The 13,833-nt window shown below is 66.2% G+C and carries 18 protein-coding genes; 11 read left to right on the top strand and 7 right to left on the bottom strand.

What is annotated here, in order from left to right; all coding sequences use genetic code 11:
• Positions 1–38: 38 nt before the first annotated feature.
• Complete coding sequence (locus GGR40_RS04640) at positions 39–407, bottom strand: hypothetical protein (RefSeq protein ID WP_429275001.1); 369 nt, start codon at positions 405–407, stop codon at positions 39–41.
• A complete protein-coding gene (locus GGR40_RS04635) occupies positions 397–597 on the bottom strand; it encodes a hypothetical protein (protein ID WP_429275000.1) in 201 nt (66 codons plus the stop codon). The genes GGR40_RS04640 and GGR40_RS04635 overlap by 11 nt, the downstream gene beginning before the upstream one ends.
• A gap of 101 nt (positions 598–698) precedes the next feature.
• On the opposite strand from GGR40_RS04635, the gene GGR40_RS04630 reads away from it, so the two are divergent.
• Together GGR40_RS04630 and GGR40_RS04625 are read left to right on the top strand one after the other, a co-directional pair.
• Positions 699–1,370 carry a S24 family peptidase gene (locus GGR40_RS04630; RefSeq protein WP_429274999.1) on the top strand — a complete coding sequence of 224 codons (672 nt, stop codon included), beginning with the start codon at positions 699–701 and terminating at the stop codon, positions 1,368–1,370.
• A 50-nt stretch (positions 1,371–1,420) separates the two neighbouring features.
• Positions 1,421–2,101, top strand: a complete 681-nt coding sequence (locus GGR40_RS04625; protein WP_429274998.1) for an MBL fold metallo-hydrolase — start codon at positions 1,421–1,423, stop codon at positions 2,099–2,101.
• Between the two features lie 44 nt (positions 2,102–2,145).
• Here GGR40_RS04625 and GGR40_RS04620 read toward each other — a convergent pair whose 3' ends face one another.
• On the bottom strand, positions 2,146–2,538 hold the full coding sequence (locus GGR40_RS04620; RefSeq protein WP_429274997.1) for an MAPEG family protein: 393 nt from the start codon (positions 2,536–2,538) through the stop codon (positions 2,146–2,148).
• Positions 2,539–2,699: 161 nt separating this feature from the next.
• On the opposite strand from GGR40_RS04620, the gene rpmF reads away from it, so the two are divergent.
• The 5 genes from rpmF to GGR40_RS04595 all read left to right on the top strand — a co-directional run bounded on the left by rpmF (position 2,700) and on the right by GGR40_RS04595 (position 5,884).
• Positions 2,700–2,879, top strand: coding sequence for a 50S ribosomal protein L32 (gene rpmF / locus GGR40_RS04615; protein WP_232496339.1), 180 nt, complete (start codon positions 2,700–2,702; stop codon positions 2,877–2,879).
• Positions 2,880–2,915: 36 nt separating this feature from the next.
• Positions 2,916–4,001: a phosphate acyltransferase PlsX gene (gene plsX / locus GGR40_RS04610; protein WP_429274996.1), complete on the top strand. Its 1,086-nt coding sequence runs from the start codon at positions 2,916–2,918 to the stop codon at positions 3,999–4,001.
• Positions 3,998–4,972, top strand: coding sequence for a beta-ketoacyl-ACP synthase III (locus GGR40_RS04605; protein ID WP_429274995.1), 975 nt, complete (start codon positions 3,998–4,000; stop codon positions 4,970–4,972). Before plsX ends, GGR40_RS04605 begins: the two co-directional genes overlap by 4 nt.
• A gap of 107 nt (positions 4,973–5,079) precedes the next feature.
• Positions 5,080–5,394 (top strand): integration host factor subunit alpha, encoded by a 315-nt coding sequence (locus GGR40_RS04600; RefSeq protein WP_429274994.1) that lies wholly within the window; start codon positions 5,080–5,082, stop codon positions 5,392–5,394.
• A gap of 28 nt (positions 5,395–5,422) precedes the next feature.
• Positions 5,423–5,884 carry a MerR family transcriptional regulator gene (locus tag GGR40_RS04595; protein ID WP_429274993.1) on the top strand — a complete coding sequence of 154 codons (462 nt, stop codon included), beginning with the start codon at positions 5,423–5,425 and terminating at the stop codon, positions 5,882–5,884.
• A 9-nt stretch (positions 5,885–5,893) separates the two neighbouring features.
• Here GGR40_RS04595 and GGR40_RS04590 read toward each other — a convergent pair whose 3' ends face one another.
• The 4 genes from GGR40_RS04590 to GGR40_RS04575 are packed head-to-tail and all read right to left on the bottom strand — an operon-like array spanning position 5,894 to position 8,697.
• A complete protein-coding gene (locus GGR40_RS04590) occupies positions 5,894–6,670 on the bottom strand; it encodes a hydrolase 1, exosortase A system-associated (RefSeq protein ID WP_429274992.1) in 777 nt (258 codons plus the stop codon).
• Positions 6,667–7,341: an alpha/beta hydrolase family protein gene (locus GGR40_RS04585; protein ID WP_429274991.1), complete on the bottom strand. Its 675-nt coding sequence runs from the start codon at positions 7,339–7,341 to the stop codon at positions 6,667–6,669. Before GGR40_RS04585 ends, GGR40_RS04590 begins: the two co-directional genes overlap by 4 nt.
• Before the next feature lie 16 nt (positions 7,342–7,357).
• Positions 7,358–7,618 carry a phosphopantetheine-binding protein gene (locus GGR40_RS04580; protein ID WP_429275224.1) on the bottom strand — a complete coding sequence of 87 codons (261 nt, stop codon included), beginning with the start codon at positions 7,616–7,618 and terminating at the stop codon, positions 7,358–7,360.
• 38 nt (positions 7,619–7,656) lie between these two features.
• On the bottom strand, positions 7,657–8,697 hold the full coding sequence (locus tag GGR40_RS04575) for a GNAT family N-acetyltransferase (protein ID WP_429274990.1): 1,041 nt from the start codon (positions 8,695–8,697) through the stop codon (positions 7,657–7,659).
• Between the two features lie 24 nt (positions 8,698–8,721).
• On the opposite strand from GGR40_RS04575, the gene GGR40_RS04570 reads away from it, so the two are divergent.
• The 4 genes from GGR40_RS04570 (at position 8,722) to GGR40_RS04555 (ending at position 13,833) form a co-directional block, all read left to right on the top strand.
• Positions 8,722–10,272 carry an acyl-CoA ligase (AMP-forming), exosortase A system-associated gene (locus GGR40_RS04570; RefSeq protein WP_429274989.1) on the top strand — a complete coding sequence of 517 codons (1,551 nt, stop codon included), beginning with the start codon at positions 8,722–8,724 and terminating at the stop codon, positions 10,270–10,272.
• Complete coding sequence (locus GGR40_RS04565) at positions 10,269–11,495, top strand: pyridoxal-dependent decarboxylase, exosortase A system-associated (RefSeq protein ID WP_429274988.1); 1,227 nt, start codon at positions 10,269–10,271, stop codon at positions 11,493–11,495. The genes GGR40_RS04570 and GGR40_RS04565 overlap by 4 nt, the downstream gene beginning before the upstream one ends.
• Before the next feature lie 172 nt (positions 11,496–11,667).
• Positions 11,668–12,309 (top strand): XrtA/PEP-CTERM system exopolysaccharide export protein, encoded by a 642-nt coding sequence (locus GGR40_RS04560; RefSeq protein ID WP_429274987.1) that lies wholly within the window; start codon positions 11,668–11,670, stop codon positions 12,307–12,309.
• Positions 12,310–13,833 (top strand): XrtA system polysaccharide chain length determinant, encoded by a 1,524-nt coding sequence (locus tag GGR40_RS04555; RefSeq protein WP_429274986.1) that lies wholly within the window; start codon positions 12,310–12,312, stop codon positions 13,831–13,833.

Here is a 13,833-nt window from a genome sequence, read left to right as displayed (position 1 = left end):
GCGGCCGCCCCGGAGCAGGGACCGGGGCGGATTGCGCATCATGCGTCCACGATCACCAGCAGTTCCACTTCCACCGCCATGTGCGGGGGTGACTGGCGATGCTCGACCGAGGCGATCACCGCGTCGGCCACCAGATGGCGCGGCACGGTGAATTCGTGATCGGGCAGGGCGGCGATGAGCGCTTCTGCGGCAGCGACCGCCTGCGCCCCGTCGAACGCCAGCGCGATGCTGTGCCGCGCGCCCGAGAACGTGGCGCTTGCCCAGTCGCGTTCGCCGTGATGCACGAACTCGACTTCGGGCCCGGCGAGGCGCAGTACCTCGGACAGCAGCCGCAGCCACGGGCCGCGCGCGGGTGCTTTGGCCGGCACGAGGGGGAGAGGGCTTTCGAGAACGAGTTCAGAGTGCATGGCGGCTCTCTCCGGCGCTGGCGTGATAGGATTGCATGAAGTTTTCGACCCGGGCGATGGTGTCGCCGCGCGGAACGCGTCCGTTGCGAAGGTCGGCCACGAAGCGCGGATCCTGCGCAGCCAGGCGACCGAATTTGGTCCAAGGCATCCGCGTCTGGCGAAGAAAGCGCTCTATCTGGCGCAGCAGCATCCGGTATGGTCCTTTCCTGTAGAATTTCGCTTGATGTTTCTGCTATGTTCCTATCTAAATCCTACATGTCTAGGAAATTTCCTACGGATACGGATTACATTATGGTAAGTGAGCCCGCACCTGATCCAGTCCGCACCCGGTTGTTGCAGCTGGCGGATGAAAAGCGCGTCAGCCTGCTCAAGCTGTCGCAGATGCTGGGCAAGAACCCTAGCTATCTGCAACAGTTCGTGCGCAAGGGCAGCCCGCGAAAGCTGGAGGAACAGGACCGCGGCATGCTGGCCCGGTTCTTCGGCGTGAGCGAGGAAGAGCTGGGGCAGGCGAAGGAAAATTCCTACGCCGTTCCGGAGCAATCGGTGCGGAAGGGTAAGGCGGACTGGATCGACGTTCCCCGCCTTGCTGTCGGCGCCTCGGCGGGGCCGGGGACAGAGCCGGACGGCGAACTGGTGTTCGACACCATCCGCTTTTCGCGCCGCTGGCTGCGCACGATGGGCCTTCAACCGGGCGAGCTCTCGACGATCGTGGTTAGCGGCGATTCGATGGAGCCGACCCTGCGCGACGGAGACGAAATCCTCGTCGACCGCACCCTGCGCCCCTCGCGCGATGGCATTCACGTGGTGCGGCTGGGCGACAGCATACTGGTGAAACGACTCGACACGTCACGGCCCGGCATGATCGTGCTGATCAGCGACAATCCCGCCTATCCTCCGTTGGAATGCCCCGCCAGCGACGTGCAGGTGACCGGGCGCGTGGTGTGGAAGGGCGGGCGGATCTAGCCGGCGCGGGCAGGTTGCATTTGCGCGGCGCAGCGGCCATTTCCTGCAGCATGACGCAAGGCACCGAACGACAGATGCGCGTGGGGATCATTCCCGTCACGCCGTTGCAGCAGAACTGCTCGCTCCTGTGGTGTACTGCCACGATGAAGGGCGCGCTTGTCGATCCCGGCGGCGACCTGCCCAAGCTGCGGCAGGCGCTGGAAAAGACCGGGGTGCAGATCGAGAAGATTCTCGTCACGCATGGCCATCTCGACCATTGCGGGCAGGCCGGAGTGCTCGCCGCCGAACTGGGCGTGCCGATCGAGGGCCCGCACGAGGACGACCGGTTCTGGATCGCCAAGCTGGATGATGACGGGCCGCGCTGGAATATGGAGGCCCATACCTTCGAGCCGGACCGCTGGCTGCAGGACGGCGATACCGTGACCGTGGGCGAACTGGTGCTGGACGTCGTCCATTGCCCCGGCCACACGCCGGGCCATGTCGTGTTCCATCATGCTCCCAGCAAATTCGCGATGGTGGGTGACGTCCTGTTCCAGAACGGCATCGGCCGCTGGGACTTCCCGCGCGGCAATCTGGAAGACCTGCTGCACTCGATCACGCACAAGCTGTGGCCGCTGGGCGACGACGTGACCTTCGTGCCTGGCCACGGCCCGGTCAGCACCTTCGGGCAGGAGCGCCGGACCAACCCCTACGTCAGCGACGAGGCGATCGCGCGAGGCGTACCGGCTTGAAACCGATGGTCGTCCCGGATCGCGTCCGGGATGACCCAGTTCCTTCAGAATCGCCCCGTCGCGATCAGTACGGCAATGGCGGCAAGCCCCAGCAGCGTCAGCATCGACACGCCGAATCCGGCAGCCCGCAGCGGAGATTTTTCCGCCTTGTCCATGCCGATGCCATGCGCGATCCGGGCCAGCAGATAGACCCCTCCGACGATCGGCAACCATTCCCCGCCCTTGCCCGCAAATTCGATTCCCGCGACCAGCACCAGCACGAAGGGTGCGCTCTCGCCAAAATTGGCCTGGGCGCGCATACGCCGCAGAAGCAGGGGATTCTCGCCGTCCCCGTGCCACACCCTGGCTGCAAGGCGCGCCCTGATCGTCCGTACCGCCAGCCAGAAGGCCAGCACGGCGGCAGCGGCGGAAAGGCTGAGGGTGGTCTGCAGAATCATATGGGCCTACTCTCCAATGGTGACAGCTTCATGCTTGCGGGAGTAACGGGTTGCAACTCGCGTGGAATGCGGTATAGGCGCGCCTTCGCAAGCCGCCGTGCCCCTACCCGGTCACCGGCGGCCTTTTTGACAGAAACGTATTTGCAGGAACAGGTGCCGAAATGGCTGTCCCTAAGAGAAAAACGACCCCCTCCCGCCGGGGCATGCGCCGCAGCCATGACGCGCTGAAGGTTGAAGCATTCCACGAATGCGGCAACTGCGGCGAACTGAAGCGCCCGCACAACCTGTGCAATGCCTGCGGCCACTACAATGGTCGTGAAATCGTCGCGGTCGAAGTCTAAGACTTAGATCTCAAGACGTATTTCGGAGAAAGCCCCATGAGTTTGCCGCGTATCGCTATCGATGCGATGGGCGGCGACGAGGGCGTGCGCGTCATGATCGAAGGCGCCGCGCTTGCGCGCCGTCGGCATGACCGCTTCAAGTTCCTGCTGGTGGGGGACGAGGCGCGGATCAAGGCCGCTCTCGAGAATCACCCGAACCTGAGGGCCAGCTCCGAAATCCTGCACACCGATGGCGTCATCAGTGGCGAGGAGAAGCCCAGTCAGGCGCTTCGCCGCGCCAAGGGCACGTCCATGGGGCGCGCAATCGAAGCGGTGAAGCTGGGTCACGCCGGGGCTGCCGTCAGCGGCGGCAATACCGGCGCGCTCATGGCGATTTCCAAGCTTTCGCTGCGCACGATGCCCGGCATCGATCGCCCCGCGCTGGCGGCTCTGCTACCGACGCTGGGTGACAACGACGTCATCATGCTCGACCTTGGTGCCAACACCGAGTGCGACAGCCGCAACCTGGTCCAGTTTGCGATCATGGGCGCGGCCTATTCGCGCGTCGCCACCGGCCGCGATGAGCCGCGGGTGCGCCTGCTCAACATTGGGACTGAGGAAACCAAGGGCACCGAAGAGCTGCGCGATGCCGCTGCCGTTCTCAAAGGCGCTGCGGAAAACCTCGCAATGTCGTTCGACGGCTTCACCGAGGCGGACAAGATCAATCGCGGTGACGTCGATGTGGTCGTGACGGACGGGTTCACCGGCAACGTCGCGCTCAAGGCGGTCGAAGGCACGGCACGGTTCGTGGCCGACCTGCTGCGGCGCGGGTTTACCAGTTCGCTGCGGTCCAAGATCGGGTTCCTGATCTCCAAGCCGGCGACCGACCTGCTCAAGCACCATCTCGATCCCAACAATCACAATGGCGCGGTCTTCCTTGGCCTCAACGGCATTGTCGTGAAAAGCCACGGCAGCGCCAATGCCGCCGGTGTCGCCAACGCCGTGGCGGTCACCGCCCGGCTGCTGGAGGAAAACGTGACCGAGCGCATTTCTGCCGACCTTGCCCGTCTGGGAGGGGCGACCTGGCGCATGCCAAGGGGTGCATCGAACACGGCTCCCGGTTTTGAGGAAGAGCGCGCGTGACGCTCCGTTCGGTTTTGATCGGCACCGGATCGGCCCTGCCGCGCACCGCCGTCAGCAACGCCGAACTGGCGACCCGCGTCGACACCAGCGATGAGTGGATCGTCGAGCGTACCGGCATTTCAAACCGCTACATAGCGCAGGATGACGAGACGACTTCCAGCCTTGCCACCGAAGCGGCGCGCAAGGCGCTGGAAGCGGCTGGGATCGAAGCGGCCTCCATCGACCTGATCGTGCTGGCCACGGCGACGCCGGACCAGACGTTCCCCGCCACCGCCACGATCGTGCAGAGCCAGCTGGGCTGCCGTCCGGGCGGCATCGCCTTCGACGTGGCTGCGGTGTGTTCGGGCTTCCTCTATGCCGTGGGCGTGGCCGATTCGATGCTGCGCACCGGCATGGCGAAACGTGCGCTGGTGATTGGCGCAGAGACGTTCAGCCGCATCCTCGACTGGGAAGACCGCACCACCTGCGTGCTGTTCGGAGACGGCGCGGGTGCGATCGTCCTTGAGGCGCAGGAGCAGGACGGTCCGGCACCGCGCGGCGTTCTCGCCTCGCGCCTGCACGCGGATGGTGCGCATAATCAGCTGCTGTTCGTCGATGGCGGGGCATCGACCACCGGGACGGTCGGCAAGCTGCGCATGAAGGGTCGCGAAGTCTTCCGCCATGCGGTCGTCAATCTTGCCGAAGTTCTGCGCGAAGTCGTTGAGGAAGCGGGCATTTCCGCTTCCGAAATCGACTGGCTGGTGCCGCATCAGGCCAACGCCCGCATCCTGGAAGCAACCGCCAAAAAGCTGAACCTGCCTTCCGAAAAGGTCGTGATGACGGTGGGCCAGCATGCCAATACGTCCGCCGCCTCGGTGCCTCTTGCGCTTGACGTGGCGGTGCGGGACGGACGGATCAAGCAGGGCGATCTGGTCATGCTCGAAGCGATGGGCGGCGGATTTACCTGGGGTGCCAGCCTCATTCGGGTCTGATCGAGCGATCCATTTGGCATGATGCGTTCAATATTGGACGCACCGTTGATTTATTCCAACTTTATAATATTATGCTCTCCATTGCGCACTATGGGGATGCGGGAACGATGCGCTCTACGGAAACCTTGCCGTCTACCGATACTCTGACCAGAGCAGAGATCTCAGAGGCGATTCATCGTAAACTGGGCATATCCCGTGCCGAGTCGCTTGCCATGGTGGAAGCGATCCTGCAGCACATGACCACGGCTCTCGGCAACGGAGAGAACGTCAAGATCTCGGGCTTCGGCACGTTCCTGCTCCGCGACAAGGGTGAGCGGATCGGGCGAAATCCCAAGACCGGCGTCGAAGTGCCGATCACGCCGCGGCGCGTCATGACCTTCCGGGCAAGCCAGATGCTGAAGGACCGTATCGCCGCGGATTGACGGGAAGCCCCGTCAGGAAAAGGCAGGCATGGATACTTTGGCGACTGATACCCCTGCGGCGAACCTTTTCGAAGATGTCCGGTCCGACCACGTTCGTGCGGATGACCGCGCGGCTGAGCAGGCACCGTTCGCCGACGGCAAGGACCCGCAGGCGCTGCGCACGATCGGCGAAGTCGCCAAGGCGCTGATGTTGCGTCCGCATGTGCTGCGTTACTGGGAGGAACAGTTTCCCACGCTGCAGCCGATCAAGCGCAGCGGCAATCGCCGCTACTACCGCCCGCAGGACATCGCCCTGATCGCCGAAATCGACCGGCTGGTGAATCGCGAAGGGTATACCCTGCGCGGTGCGGCCAAGGCGATCGAGGGGCAGGTCATCGAACCGCTGGCTTATAAATCGCAGCCGGCGGCGCAAACAGAGCACGACAAGGATCTGCTGCACAGGATTGCCGCGATTCGCGATGATCTTGCGGAGGCCCTGCGCCAAGCCTGAACTGGGTATTCAGGTGCGGAGCATGTGCAGTACGTTTTCCGCCAGCCAGTCTTGTGCTTCCGGTTCGACGTAGCTGTGCGAAGCCTGGGGGCAGGTTGTGAGCCGGGAATCCCGCTTGTCCCAGTGCGACAGGAAGGCGAGGCCGGTGCGGTCGCGTCCGGCGACTAGGAAGCGGATGGGGCCGCCGAACTCCGCGATGCCTTGAGCAATTTCGCTGGCAAGACCTTGCGGCGCGGGCCGGGCAGGTCGAACGGCGCCGATCAGGCTGCGAGCCAGCTTCACCAGCGATACCTTGCCGCTGAGCAGCCGCCGGATCGCTGCCGCATTGGCAAGGCGGCGGCGATAATGGTCGCGCACGACTTCGGCGGGGGCGTCTTCGGCGCCGTCGTCGATGGTCCAGGGGTTGGAAAGGATCAGTCCGTCGAGGCCGGCGCCGCCTGCCAGCATCAGCGCGCTGGCAGCGTCGCAGTTGCCTAGCGCGATGATGCGATCGACATTCGGTGCAGCAGTGTGCAGAGCGCGGGCTGCGGCGGCGATATCGGGCGCGCTATGGCGGAAGCCGCGATTCTCGCCTTCGCTGTCGCCCACCCCGCGCCGGTCGAAGCGCAGCACTGGAAACCCCTGCGCGGCGATTCGGGCGGCGAACCGTGCCTGCCCGTTCCAGGCGCCTGCCCGCACTTCGTTCCCGCCCGAGACGATCAGAAGCGCGGTCCTGCCCGCCGCTTCGTCCAGCGTGGCGACCAGTTGCGCGCCCTCGCAGGGGAAAGTGAAATGCCGCCGCGTCATGCGTCGATCCGGGAAGCGAGCACGGCGCACAGCACTTCGGCCTGCGCGGGATCGTGCGAAGGTTCGGCGCGCAGCCATAGACCGCTGCCGCCGATTTCTTCCTGCGTGAGGACGCCGGTGGCGGGCTGAGGTGCCATCGGTTCGAAATGGCGGTAGAAGTCCGCACCCAGATCGTAGCCCGCCAGCGTTATGCCCTGTGTCACTGCTGCCTGTGCCAGTGCCTCGCGGCTTTCTTCGCGCCCGGCTTCGCGCGAGGACAGGATGCGGGCGCGCAGCATCTGCCGCAGGATCGCGGCGGCGCGTACCGGCGCGTAGTGGAAAGCCGAAAGACCTTGCGGCACGAACAGGCAGCCGCCCCGGATGCCCAGCGCATGCGTGGCCCGGAAGTGACGCGCGGCGGCGGTCATCGCGTCCAGCCAGTCGGTAGGATCCTGCGCCTGCAGCGGCAGCAGGCTTTCGTTGCAGCCCGGCAGGTCGGGCAGCACGCTGTCGATCCCTGCTGCGTCCAGCCGTCGCATGAGATCCACGGTGAAGCGTCGCAGCTTGTTGCCTTCGTCGAACAGCGCAGGGACGATGAGCAGGCGGGCGCGGCGGCTCCGGTCGAACGACAGCGCAAATTCGTCGCTGGTGCCGCCGCCGGGAAGCGGGCAGGGCCAGCGCGCAGGTGTCATCGGCCCCGGACCATCATCACGCGGCGCGCTTGGCCTTGGCGAAGGCCAGCAGGCCGCCGTAGGTTTCCAGCATTTCGCCGTCCATCTCGTCATCGTCGATGATGATGTCCAGGCGGTCCTCAATCTCGGTGAGCAGACCGGCAACGGCCATGGAATCGAGTTCGGGCAGGTGTCCGAACAGGCCGGTTTCGGCATCGAACGCATCGGCCTGACCCGGCTTCAGTCCAAGCACATCCGTCAGGATGCGGCGCAGCAGCAGGTCGGTGTCGTCTTGCATGGCGTTCATTCTGTTCCGTCTTCCCCAACCGCCGCCCTCTAGCTGCGCTTCGCAACTGCGGCAAGGGCGCGCGCGCCGATCTTCGCCAGCGCGGGCCAGTTGCGCGGGTTGAGGGGCCGGAACATGTCAAGCCGATAGCGCGGGCGCTGCTGCTCCATCCAGTCGCGCTTGTAGGGATCGTCGCCGGTGCCGAAATCGACCGTCGCGACGCCGTCGTCATCGATGACGTGGCGCATCAGTGCGGCGGTCAGGACCGAGCCGGGCGACAGCGGCTTTGCGGCTTCGCGGTGCGCCAGCTTGTGGATGAAGGCGGTGCCGCCCTCCACCGTCCACATCTGCGCGGCGATGGCAGGGCAGCCGGGATGCACGGCAAGGTCGTCGGCGGCATGGGCCAGCGCCAGCCGCAGGCGTCCCGCTGCGCCCTCGCGTTCGGCGAAGGCGCGCAGGAACGCGGGCGAGCCTTCTTCCGGCTTCCAGCTTTCGGCGTAGATCGCTTCGTACTGCGCCCAGGCGGCCTCGTCGAAATGCGTCAGGATGCGCGTGGCGACCTTTGCGGACTTGCGCTTTAGGGTGGTGCGCAGCTTGCCGGGGCGGGCGGTGATGTAGTCGGCATAGCTGCGCCCTTCGACGGCGAGAACGCGGTTGGTGTCACAAACGATGCGGTGGACGACCCAGCCTGCGGAACGGAACGCACGGGTCAGGCTGGTGGCGCTGCCGTCCTCGTCCGGAACGCCGTTCAGCGTCACGCGGCGGCAGCGGCTGCGCAGCGAGCGGGCAAGCGGCACCAGCAGCGCTTCTGTCGTGAAGATCGGACGGAAGCGGAAGGTGTACCAGTTCGCCAGCGAGCGGAGATGGCCCGCATCGGTGCAGTCCAGCGCCAGCACGGCCCGGTCCGCGCCTGTGCCCGTAGTGACGATCAGCGGCTGCGGCCCGCAGTGCTCGGCAAGACCCTGCCACCAATCGAGCCGGTCGAACGGCGCGTGCTGGGCATCGTCGGACAACAGCGCGGCAAGCGCATCGTCCGATTGGACTTCCTTAACGTCGCGGTGATAGGTCGTTTCGACCACAATGTCCTTCATTCGATCGCGGAGCCATTTTGCATCATGTCCGGCAGCCCCGCAGGCCCCGTCCTTCCCATCGACCATCTGGCCTTGCGTGGAAAGGACGAAGACGACGCGCTGGTGCTGCGCGATGCGGTGCTTAGCTGGAAGGACTTAAGATCGGGTGTCGCCCGGCTGGCTGCATGGCTGGCCGATGCGGTGCCGGAACGCGGTGCGCGCGTGGCGACGTGGGCGGCCAAGGGCGAACTTACCTGCCTGATGCCGCTGGCGGCGGCGCGGGCAGGGCTGGTCCATGTGCCGGTGAACCCGCTGCTCAAGCACGCGCAGGTCGCGCATATCTTGGCCGACAGCGGTGCGGTGCTGTTGATCGGCACTCCGGCGCGGCTGAAGACGCTGGAGCCGGGGGACATCCCCGAAGGATGCCGCTTGGTGGCCGAACAGGACGCGCTGGGGCTGGCGGGCGAACTTGACGGCGCTCTGCCCCGGTCCACGGCGTCGGCGGATGAACTGGCCGCGATCCTCTACACCAGCGGCTCCACCGGGCGGCCCAAGGGCGTGATGCTGAGCCATGCCAACATGTGGCTTGGGGCGGAGAGCGTGGCCGATTACCTCGGCATGGCGGCGGACGACCGGACGCTGGCAGTGCTGCCGCTATCGTTCGACTATGGGCAGAACCAGCTGTTCTCCACGTGGTATGCCGGGGGCTGCGTGGTTCCGCTGGATTACCTGATGCCGCGCGATGTCGTGAAGGCGGTGGAGCGCCACGCGATCACCACGCTGGCGGCGGTCCCCCCGCTGTGGGTGCAGGTGACCGAACTGGACTGGCCGCCCGAAACGGCGGCGCGGCTGCGCAGGCTGACGAACAGCGGCGGCGCGTTGACCGTCGATCTTGTACGGCGGCTGCGCGCGCTGTTCCCGCATGCACGCCTGTTCCCGATGTACGGACTGACCGAGGCGTTCCGCTCCACGTACCTCGATCCGGCGCTGGTCGATACGCATCCCACGTCCATGGGCCGGGCGATCCCCCATGCCGAGATCCTCGTCGTCAACGATGCGGGGGAGATCGCCGCCGATAATGAGGAGGGCGAACTGGTGCACTGCGGCCCGCTGGTGGCGCAGGGGTACTGGCAGGACCCGGAACGCACCGCGGAACGCTATCGGCCTGCGCCTGCCGGATCGCGCTATGGCGGGATCGCGGTATGGTCGGGCGATCGGGTGCGGCGCGACGGCGAAGGGCTGCTCTATTTCGTCGGGCGCCGCGATGCGATGATCAAGAGCGCGGGCCACCGCATCTCTCCGCAGGAAGTGGAGGAAGCCGCGCTGGCGACCGGCCTCGTCGCCGAGGCGGTTGCGCTCGGCGTCCCTGACGAACGGCTGGGGCAAGCGGTGCACCTTGTCGCCCGCGCGGCCCCCGGCCAACCCGACGCGGCGCAGGAACTGCCGCGCGCACTCATGCAGGAACTGCCCAACTTCATGCAACCTAAAGTCATCCACTGGCGCGCGGCGATGCCGGTCGGCCCCAACGGCAAGCTGGACCGTACCGGGCTGGCCGCCGAGATTGTTGGCGAAATCCTTGCAGGAGCATCGGCATGAAGCCGCTCGGTCCGATCCCTGCCGGCTATCCGGCCATCGACGGCGTCCTGTCGGTGGCCGGGCGTCCGGTTACGCAGTGGGTGGAGCAGGCAGGTGATACGCCGCTGTTCCTCTACAGCGCCGATCTGGTGCGCGCCCGCGTGGCGGCCCTGCGGGCGGCGCTGCCGCAGCGGGTTGCGCTGCATTACGCGGTAAAGGCGAACCCCTTTGCGCCGCTGCTGGCGCTGATGGCCGGGCTGGTCGACGGGTTCGATATCGCTTCGGGCGGTGAACTGGAGATAGTGCGCGGGGCAGGGCTGGCGCTGGACAAGGTCAGCTTCGCGGGGCCGGGCAAGCGCGATGGCGAACTGGAAGCGGCGATCCGGTCGGGTGTGACGCTCAATCTGGAATCCGAGGGTGAAGCCCGCCGCGCCTTCGCCATCGGTGAGAAGCTGGGCCTGATGCCGCGACTGGCGATCCGCGTGAATCCCGATTTCGACCTGAAGGGGTCGGGCATGAAGATGGGCGGCGGCGCCAAGCCCTTCGGCATCGATGCCGATCGCGTGCCGGCGCTGGTGCGCGAAGTGGTCGCCAGCGGGGCGGAGTGGCGGGGCTTCCACATCTTTGCAGGCAGCCAGGCGCTGGACGCGGAGGCCATCGCAGAAGCGCAGGGTCACGCGCTGGCACTGGCGGCGCGGCTGGCGGAAGAAAGCGGCGTGGTCCTGCCTCACTGCAATCTGGGCGGAGGGCTGGGCATCCCGTACTTCCCCGGCGACACGCCGCTGGACCTGCCGCTGGTGGGCGAACGTCTTGCCGAAAGGATGGACGATCTGCCGGAAGTGCTGCGCGATACCGCGTTCTGCATCGAACTGGGGCGCTACCTTGTCGGCGAGGCGGGGGTCTATCTGGCCCGCGTCATCGACCGCAAGGAGAGCCATGGCGAGGTGTTCCTTGTCACCGACGGCGGCCTGCATCACCAGCTGGCCGCGTCCGGCAATTTCGGCACCGTCGTGCGGCGCAACTACCCCTCGGCCATCGCCACGCGATTCGGGCACGAAGTGGAAGAGGAGTCTTCCATCGTCGGCTGCCTGTGCACCCCGCTGGACAAGCTGGCGGACAAAGGCGGCTTCCCCCGCGCCGACGTGGGCGATCTGATCGCGGTGTTCTGCGCGGGGGCTTACGGCGCCAGTGCTAGCCCTGCGAACTTCCTGGGTCAGGGGCCGGCGCGCGAAATGCTGGTGTGACCCTCCGTTAACCCCGATCTCATCGTCGTCCCGATTTGGGACCACGGCGGAATTAGCCTTGCAAGGCTAACGCAATATTCACCGTTTGCACGGATACGGAACGCTGATTTCACCCTCTTCACCCCTGCGTGCCGACCACGCGGGAATGCAGGGCCAAGACGAGGACTTGTTCATGCCGCATCTTCCAGCCCGACTTCTGGCCGTATCAGCGCTGGCCAGCGTCGTCCTGACCGGCTGCGGCGGGCCGGGACCGGCCAAGGAACTGCCGCCCGCCTCGTTCGTGGCGATGCAGGAAGGGCCGGGCGAGGAATACGTCATCGGCCCGCTCGACCAGCTGACGGTGTTCGTCTGGCGCAATCCGGAACTGGGCGCCAAGGTGCAGGTCCGGCCTGACGGACGCATTACCACGCCGCTCATCACCGATATGCCCGCAGTGGGCAAGACGCCGTCGATGCTGGCCGAGGATATCCGCCTGCAGCTTTCGCAATATATCGAGGATCCGCTGGTTTCGGTGATCGTCGACGGGTTTTCCGGCACGTTCAGCCAGCAGATCCGCGTCGTCGGTGCCACTGAAAAGCCCGCGTCGATCCCGTATCGCGCCAACATGACCGTGCTTGACGCGATGATCGCGGTGGGCGGCCTGTCCGAATATGCGTCGGGCAACAGCGCCCGCCTGATCCGCTTCGACAAGGAAAGCGGCAAACAGCAGGAATACAAGCTGCGCCTTGGCGACCTGCTCAAGAAGGGTGACAGCAAGGCCAACGTGATGCTTGCCCCTGGCGACGTCATCATCATTCCGGAGAGCATGTTCTAAATGGAATCGCTCTACGAGGAACTGCTGGCGGGGCTGCACAGCATCTGGCACCGGCGCTGGATCGCGCTGGCCGTCGCCTGGGCGATCTGCCTGGCGGGCTGGCTGGTGGTAGCGCTGATCCCCAACAGCTATCAGTCCAAGGCGCGCATCTTCATCCAGCTGGACGATGCCCTGGCCGAACAGGTGGGCATCGGTGTGGCGGACAAGAAGCGCGACATCGAGCGTATCCGCCAGACGCTGACCAGCGCCGTCAATCTGGAGAAGGTGGTGCGCGCAACCCGCCTTGGCGACACGATAGACAGTCCCAAGGCGATGGAAGCCGCCGTCCTCAGGCTGGGCAAGAACGTGCAGGTGGTGAGCCAGGAGGACAACCTCTTCGAGATCACCGCCTACGCCGACGACAAGTCGTTCTCGGATGCGGAAAACGCCAAGCTGGCGCAGAACATCGCGCAGAAGATGATCGACATCTTCCGTGAGGAGAACCTCTCCGGCGACCGTGGCGACATGGTGGAGACGCTGGAGTTCGTGAACCAGCAGTTGCGCGCCCGCGAGCGCGAGCTGGAAGCGGCGGAAACCAAGCGCACCGCGTTCGAAGCGGCGCATCCCGAAATGGCGCTGGGCGGCGCGGCTGTGGCGCAGCGGCTGGAAGGTTCGCGCACGTCGCTTCGCGATATGGAAGCCGATCTTTCGGCGGCACAAAGCGCGCTGGCGGCGATCGACGGCCAGTTGGCCGGCACCCCGCGCACGATCGCGGGCGGTGCTGCCGATGGCGGCGCGCAGTCCGCTCTGGCCCGTGCGCAGGCGGAACTGGCGGCCATGCGCGCGCGCGGCCTGACCGAGAATCACCCCGATGTCATCGCTGCCCGCAATCAGGTGGCGGCGCTGCGCGGCCCCGCTTCGCAGGAAGCGGCAAGCGGCGGCGGCACGATCAATCCGGCATACAGCTCGCTGCAGTCGATCCGGGCAGAGCGGCAGGCCAACGTGCAGGCGCTGCAATCGCGCAAGGCGGCGGCGCAGTCCGACATCGCGCAGCTGACCGCCTCGGCGATTCAGGATCCCGAACTTGCGACCGAAGCCCAGCGCATCAACCGCGATTATGACGTGCTGCGCCAGCAATACGACAAGCTCCTGCAGGACCGCGAGGAACTGCGCCTGCGCGGCGAGGTGAAGACCGAGCGCGAGGCGGTGAAGTTCCAGGTCGTCGATCCGCCGACGAGCCCGCGCGCGCCGATCGCGCCCAACCGCCCGGTGCTGCTGTTCGGCGTGCTGGTCGTGGGCCTTGCGGGCGGGTGCGCGGCGGCCTTCGCGCTTGGTCGCTTCCGGTCGGTCTTTGCGACGACGGGGGGGCTGGAACGGGCGACCGGGCTGCCGGTGCTGGGTGCGATCTCGCACAGCCTGACAGACGGCGCACGCGCGCTGCGGGCAAAGCGGCTGAAGTATTTCTACGCCGGGACGGCGGCGCTGGGCGGGCTGTTCGTGGTCCTTCTCGCGGCGGAATTCATCCAGCGCGGAATGGTGGCATAA

This window comes from Novosphingobium gossypii (assembly GCF_050433305.1).
Lineage (GTDB): Bacteria > Pseudomonadota > Alphaproteobacteria > Sphingomonadales > Sphingomonadaceae > Novosphingobium > Novosphingobium gossypii.
The sequence above is the reverse complement of the archived record's forward strand: the minus strand, read 5'-3'. Positions and strand labels throughout refer to the sequence as shown.

Coding starts and splice junctions, on each gene's coding strand:
- GGR40_RS04560 (WP_429274987.1), top strand. CDS start 11,668: ATGCCGCATCTTCCAGCCCGACTTCTGGCCGTATCAGCGCTGGCCAGC.
- GGR40_RS04575 (WP_429274990.1), bottom strand. CDS start 8,697: ATGAAGGACATTGTGGTCGAAACGACCTATCACCGCGACGTTAAGGAA.
- GGR40_RS04570 (WP_429274989.1), top strand. CDS start 8,722: ATGTCCGGCAGCCCCGCAGGCCCCGTCCTTCCCATCGACCATCTGGCC.
- GGR40_RS04620 (WP_429274997.1), bottom strand. CDS start 2,538: ATGATTCTGCAGACCACCCTCAGCCTTTCCGCCGCTGCCGCCGTGCTG.
- GGR40_RS04585 (WP_429274991.1), bottom strand. CDS start 7,341: ATGACACCTGCGCGCTGGCCCTGCCCGCTTCCCGGCGGCGGCACCAGC.
- GGR40_RS04625 (WP_429274998.1), top strand. CDS start 1,421: ATGACGCAAGGCACCGAACGACAGATGCGCGTGGGGATCATTCCCGTC.
- GGR40_RS04590 (WP_429274992.1), bottom strand. CDS start 6,670: ATGACGCGGCGGCATTTCACTTTCCCCTGCGAGGGCGCGCAACTGGTC.
- GGR40_RS04635 (WP_429275000.1), bottom strand. CDS start 597: ATGCTGCTGCGCCAGATAGAGCGCTTTCTTCGCCAGACGCGGATGCCT.
- GGR40_RS04555 (WP_429274986.1), top strand. CDS start 12,310: ATGGAATCGCTCTACGAGGAACTGCTGGCGGGGCTGCACAGCATCTGG.
- rpmF (WP_232496339.1), top strand. CDS start 2,700: ATGGCTGTCCCTAAGAGAAAAACGACCCCCTCCCGCCGGGGCATGCGC.
- GGR40_RS04595 (WP_429274993.1), top strand. CDS start 5,423: ATGGATACTTTGGCGACTGATACCCCTGCGGCGAACCTTTTCGAAGAT.
- GGR40_RS04580 (WP_429275224.1), bottom strand. CDS start 7,618: ATGCAAGACGACACCGACCTGCTGCTGCGCCGCATCCTGACGGATGTG.
- plsX (WP_429274996.1), top strand. CDS start 2,916: ATGAGTTTGCCGCGTATCGCTATCGATGCGATGGGCGGCGACGAGGGC.
- GGR40_RS04600 (WP_429274994.1), top strand. CDS start 5,080: ATGCGCTCTACGGAAACCTTGCCGTCTACCGATACTCTGACCAGAGCA.
- GGR40_RS04630 (WP_429274999.1), top strand. CDS start 699: ATGGTAAGTGAGCCCGCACCTGATCCAGTCCGCACCCGGTTGTTGCAG.
- GGR40_RS04565 (WP_429274988.1), top strand. CDS start 10,269: ATGAAGCCGCTCGGTCCGATCCCTGCCGGCTATCCGGCCATCGACGGC.
- GGR40_RS04640 (WP_429275001.1), bottom strand. CDS start 407: ATGCACTCTGAACTCGTTCTCGAAAGCCCTCTCCCCCTCGTGCCGGCC.